The sequence below is a fragment of the Microcystis sp. M165S2 genome, from assembly GCF_020245885.1.
Taxonomy (GTDB): Bacteria; Cyanobacteriota; Cyanobacteriia; order Cyanobacteriales; family Microcystaceae; genus Microcystis.
This window is the reverse complement of sequence record NZ_JADBTZ010000307.1, coordinates 1-5,766: the sequence shown is the minus strand read 5'-3', so window position 1 is coordinate 5,766 and position 5,766 is coordinate 1. Positions and strand designations below refer to the sequence as shown.

Here is a 5,766-nt window from a genome sequence, read left to right as displayed (position 1 = left end):
CGTGGGTAAAGCTAAATAATCTGAGGTTTTAGATACCAGATGATAGAGTTGATTAAAACTCAGTTTTTGGGAGTTTTCAAAGAAATATTGGCGATAATGGTAGTTAGCTAGATTGAACAGATTTTTTGACAAGAAGGCATAATGGTCAATTTCTGACCACAGGGGATGGTTTTGGACGATAATATGACGTTCAACTAGCTTCATGTCTTGATTATACCTGATAACGTTCTTAAAATCTATCGGTGGCAAAAGTTACTTATTTTAGTTATAGCGCTTTTCACGTTAATGAGGTATCGACAAGTTTTGCTAACAAAAGGTTTAAGCCCCTTGCCCATACCTCATTCTGATGAAAACTGCTATATCTAGCTACAGAAATGAGTAACTTGAAAAAGTTTTAGGTAGGTTTTTGGTTTCTGTGGTTAACCCCCCTTCTCGATCGCTAATCCTCAGCAATTTTAGTTTCTAGTCAACCACTTTTGACCGTTAAGCCGTTGCTTGGTGTAAAACAACAGTAAATCAAGACTAACTTTCCTTTCATCGATCATAAATGATTCAAGGGTACTAGGTTGAGCGCCGCCCTCAGCTTGAGAAAAAGCTTTTTTGCCATTGATGTCTTCTTCTAAAAAATAAATGCTAAATTGACGCATTCCCTCGAGCCAATTGCCAGTTAACTGCCAACAGGGAGAGCCAGAAAAGCCCTGCACGGGAATTTTATCCTGTTTAAAGGACAGCTTTATATCAGTTATACCCAGCTTTTGCAAGGCTGCCGCCAGTGCGGGCTGAAAATGCTGCTCAATAAATTCAGCGAAGGGTTTTTCCTCGACGGTAGGCTCCTTGGGTTTTTTAGCAGCCGCAGGTTGAGCCGGTTTTTCTGCTGCTGCTGCCGGAGTTGCGGGGGTGGTGGTTTCTTCTGCCATAGGAATTAATCAGGAATGGGTAGGTAGCTACAATTATATTTTCTCCCGGGTTATCAGCTATCAGTTTTTTTAGCTATCAGCTTTTATCCAGATGATCGATTTGACCCTTAACGAAGGCAGGGGGCAAAAGGCACTCATGCACTCATGCAAAAGGCAGCTTTGTTCTCCCCACACCCCAACCCCCAACCCCCAACCCCCAACCCCCAACCCCCAACCCCCACACCCCACACCCCACACCCTACACCCTACACCCCACACCCCACACCCCACACCCTACCCCCACCGAAAAACTTTTTGCCGCAAACCCTACTTAATGCTTCGGCAGATTTGCTCCAGTCTTAGAGCTTATTTATAAAGCAAACATCAAAATAAATGTAGGGCGATCGAGGAATGATCACCCTAGTTTTTCTGACAAGAACTTCTCATATTCCGCAGTCAAAGTAGGGTATGCCACTTTCTGTCTTTTCTTTCTTTTCTGGGTTTTTCCAATTGGGACACCAATCGTTAAGAGATCTGACAAATGAGCCTCTTTTATATTCATCCTCTATTATTGGTAGAGCGTTATAAGCATCTTGCTTGGTTGGGAATAAGATGACACTCACATAAAATCCTTTTCGTTTAAATAGCTTATTTTTGCCTCGATATTGTGGCAATCGTCTTGGTAGTTGTTCTATTTCCCATTGTGCTTCTTGAATGCCTCGATCTGAACCATAAACAACACCATGGGATAGAGTTCGGGAAGATACTTGGCCAGCAAGGCCAATGCTTAATATCAAAGTAGCTAAAATTAAACACTCTCGATTCTTCATACTATTTGGCTCCCTATAATTGTTAAATAAGTTTCAAATTTATTTGCCACTCTCAAGTCTTTTCTCGCATTTCTTAATAGTTGTCTTAAAAGGTATAGTGTTTAAAACAATTTCTCCTTCGGTAGCACAAGCATCATTAAGTTTAGTATCTGGTGAAATTGTTATCTTTGTTGTCTCGACATTATCAAAATTTGCACTCGTTAAATTCGTATTAGATAAATCTACATTAGTCATTTGACTCTTGATAAATTTTGCCCCCTGCATATCAGCACCAGTTAAATAAACATCTGTTAGATTCGCTTGACTAAAATCAGATTCTCGTAGTCGTGAACCCTCAAATAATCTTACATTTTTAATAGTAGAGTCTGTCATATCTGCCCCATTAATTGCTACTCGTAATGGCTTTTTATCCACCGTCTCAACTCGATCAACATCATTTAATACCATACCTTTCAGATTTGCTCCATATAAGTTAATTTCTGGCTCAGTAGATGGCTTGTTATTATCAACAGTAATTAGCTGTGATTCAGCTAAATAAATGATAACTTTTCCTTTACGTTCACCATCCAATTGTTCTAAAACAGAGAAAGTTAAAGCTTTAGCAGTCGATCTAAATTCTGTCAGTAACCTTTCCTCTGAATTTGATTCTTTAGAACCGGGTGTTTGTTTGCTTTTTTTTGTCTCTACAATTAAATCTTGCATTTTGGAAAAATAATCCGTCAGAATCTCCTGATGTTTCTGCTCTTGTGCAATTTGATAATCTCTAAAGTCGGCTGCAGAATTCAGATAGAAAGCACCCAGGGCTAACATTAAGGGTATTATCAATAATTGTAGCCAATCCCAAAAACTTTTTTTCTGAAAGCCCGACCATTTAAAATTTGATATAATTACAAAAACCCTCCAAAGCAAGAAAGATATGATAAAAATTAACAAGAAAAACAATATTTTTGATATATTTTCAACTAGATTATCTATATTTTTAAGCCAAGGTATTGAACCAATTAAATTTTTTATCAAATCAAATAAAGGAGGAGTTAAAATTGCAGCAAATAAAACAAAAATAAACAAAAACATATAAGCCCAAACTTGAGGATTCTTAAGAAAATATTTACTAGGCTTCAGTTTCGGACAACTTTGCTTTAAATAATCCTCATAACTTAGGTCGGGGGGAATTGGTTTTGTATCTCTAGAATATTCATAATCTGGATTGCCTGTCAATATCTGGAAAGCCAATCCCTTACCTGTAATTGTTTTCTGAGATGAGTTTTCTGGTAAATCATCTAACCATCTCAAAGCATATTTAAGTCGTTCTATAACTTCGTCGCTTTCAAAGGGTGATTTAACATCAGGAAGAATTCTCAGGTCAAAATCACGAATATCGTGGCGTTTTAGGAGTTGCAGTTCTTGTTTTTCTAGAGTTCCTAAACTAAAGAAATGCGTGTCCGATAATCCAATTCCATAATGCCACGTTTGATATTTTTCTCGCCATTCGACCGGCTTGCCATAATATGCGCTTTCTGCCCGCACATTTTCTTCAATGCCGATAATCAAAGAAGCCACATCTGAAGTTATCATTACTATAACCCCCTGTTATTTATGTTTTTCTATAAAAAGTTAGAGAGAGTTTGAATATCCGTGAGGACTAGCACTATGTACCTATTCCTCAGAATAGCAAAAAGTCCTTAACTAGAGATATTTACTTAATATAATGTTACTTTTCTCGTCGTTAGAAATTTACTGTTTATCTGATGAGTTTGTTTCTGGATTAAATCAGGTTTATCGCCCAGTTCGGTTGATATTTTTTAAGGATGAACTTGTCTTTTATGTTGATGAAATAATCCATCCAGATTTTACTAGACTTTTCCGACTTCGATTAATTCGAGTAATTGTGCTTCGGTTAGCTGAGTAATGCCCAATTCTAGGGCTTTTTCTAGCTTAGAACCCGCCGCTTCTCCTAGCACTAAATAATCGGTTTTTTTGCTGACAGAACCCGTCACTTTCCCCCCAGCTTTTTCGATTAATTCTTTGGCCTCCTCCCGTTTGAGAGTTGGTAAAGTGCCAGTAATCACAAAGGTTTTCCCTGCTAAGGTGGCTTTAGTGGTGGTGGTTTTTGCTGCTGCGGCAAATTGTAAACCCGCTGCCTGTAATTTAGCGACTAAATCACGATTAGCCTCGATTCTAAACCAATCATAGACCGATTGGGCGATTTCTTCACCGATACCATAGACAGAGGCTAAATTAGTCACGCTGGCGTTAGCTAACTCCTCCACAGTCCGAAAACTTTCGGCGAGAATTTTGGCGTTAACGCTGCCCACATAGCGAATTCCTAGCCCATAAAGTACCCTCGACCAGCTTTGATTTTTGCTCTGAGCCATAGCTGTAATCAAATTTAAGGCGGATTTCTCGCCCATTCTGTCTAATTTGGCAATTTCTGTTTTTTCGAGGCTGTAGAGGTCAGAAATGGCGGTAACTAATCCCTGTTCAATCAGCAAAATCACCACTTTTTCCCCTAATCCCCGGATATCGAGGGCATCGCGACTAGCCCAGTGTACTACACTTCCCCGCAAAATCGCCGGACAGGAACTATTGACACAGCGCGTCACCGCTTCCCCCACCGGACGAACTAGGGGAGATTGACATTCAGGGCAATTAGTGGGCATCTGGAAGGGTAAAGTCTGGGGAGGACGCAATTCGGGCAGGATTCTCACCACTTCTGGGATAATTTCCCCCGCTTTGCGGATAATTACCGTGTCACCGATGCGGATATCTAATTCGGCCACTCGATCGCTATTATGTAAAGTAGCCCTTTGTACGGTGGTTCCTGCGACTTGTACCGGTTCCATCACCGCCATGGGTGTAACCGCACCGGTGCGTCCCACGTTGACGATAATATCTTTAACTACTGTGGGGACTTCTTCGGCAGGATATTTTAAAGCGATGGCCCACCGGGGGAATTTTTGAGTGAATCCTAACCGATTTTGTCGCTGTAAATCGTTGATTTTGACTACGACACCATCGGTCATGTAGGCTAATTGATGACGTTTTTCTTGCCAATCTTGATAGTATTGCGCCACTTCTTGCAGGGATGGACAGAGTTGACGGTGGGGATTAACCAGAAATCCCATGGTTTCTAATCTATCTAAGGATTGCCATTGAGTAGTGATATTGTTATCGTCTAAATGCAGGGTATAGGCAAAAAATTGTAAGCGTCTTTTATCAACTATTTTCGGATCTAGTTGTCGTAGGGTTCCTGCTGCCGCATTGCGGGGATTAGCAAAGAGAGATTCACCCTTTTCTTCTCTTTCTTGATTGATTTTATCGAAGGTATCGAGGGGTAAAAAAGCTTCGCCGCGCACTTCCACAATTGCTGGGGGATTATCTATATTTAAGCGTAAAGGAATAGAGCGAATTGTCCGCACATTGGGGGTAATATCTTCGCCAGTGACTCCATCCCCTCTAGTAACACCTCTGACGAAAAAGCCGTTTTCGTAGGTTAAAGCTAATGCGGAACCATCGATTTTTAATTCACACACATATTCCGTGTCTTGGGTTTCATTTACATATCTTTGCCAACGGCTGCCCCATTTATTTAATTCTTCGAGGTTAAAGGCATTTTCGAGACTATACAGGGGAATATTATGACGAACAGAAACGAATTGACTAGAGATTTTATCCCCGACTCTTTGGGTGGGACTATCGGTGGTGATTAATTGAGGATAACGCTTTTCTATGTCCTCTAATTCCCGATAAAGTTGATCATAAACGCTATCGGGTATAAAAGGATCATCGAGAACATAATAAGCATAACTGGCTCTTTGTAGTTCTGTTTTTAGTTGTTGGCAACGTTGTTGGATTTCTAAGGGGATAGTCATAATCGTTAATAATGCTACTGGGCAAATACCATTTGAGGAGTTAATTGTAAATCGGGAAATGTTACCGATATTATCCTATCTTCTTTGTTAAATTCTGCCAGTTCATAAAATCCCGAAATCAGGGTTAAAACTGATATTTTTAGAGCAATAGGATCGATAATCCAGTAT

The 5,766-nt window shown here is 40.0% G+C and carries 5 protein-coding genes and 1 pseudogene; all 6 read right to left on the bottom strand.

Annotated features, from left to right (window positions below; all coding sequences use genetic code 11):
- On the bottom strand, positions 1-204 hold a 204-nt coding region (locus IM479_RS15300), incomplete at its 3' end, for a transposase (RefSeq protein WP_287686479.1).
- Positions 205-455: 251 nt separating this feature from the next.
- Positions 456-917: a DUF2996 domain-containing protein gene (locus IM479_RS15295; RefSeq protein ID WP_286826119.1), complete on the bottom strand. Its 462-nt coding sequence runs from the start codon at positions 915-917 to the stop codon at positions 456-458.
- Between the two features lie 422 nt (positions 918-1,339).
- On the bottom strand, positions 1,340-1,726 hold the full coding sequence (locus IM479_RS15290) for a hypothetical protein (RefSeq protein ID WP_287686477.1): 387 nt from the start codon (positions 1,724-1,726) through the stop codon (positions 1,340-1,342).
- 39 nt (positions 1,727-1,765) lie between these two features.
- Positions 1,766-3,301 (bottom strand): pentapeptide repeat-containing protein, encoded by a 1,536-nt coding sequence (locus tag IM479_RS15285; RefSeq protein ID WP_287686475.1) that lies wholly within the window; start codon positions 3,299-3,301, stop codon positions 1,766-1,768.
- 278 nt (positions 3,302-3,579) lie between these two features.
- Positions 3,580-5,598 carry an NAD-dependent DNA ligase LigA gene (gene ligA / locus IM479_RS15280; protein WP_287686474.1) on the bottom strand — a complete coding sequence of 673 codons (2,019 nt, stop codon included), beginning with the start codon at positions 5,596-5,598 and terminating at the stop codon, positions 3,580-3,582.
- A 14-nt stretch (positions 5,599-5,612) separates the two neighbouring features.
- Positions 5,613-5,766: pseudogene (locus IM479_RS15275) on the bottom strand (Uma2 family endonuclease); the annotation flags it as partial.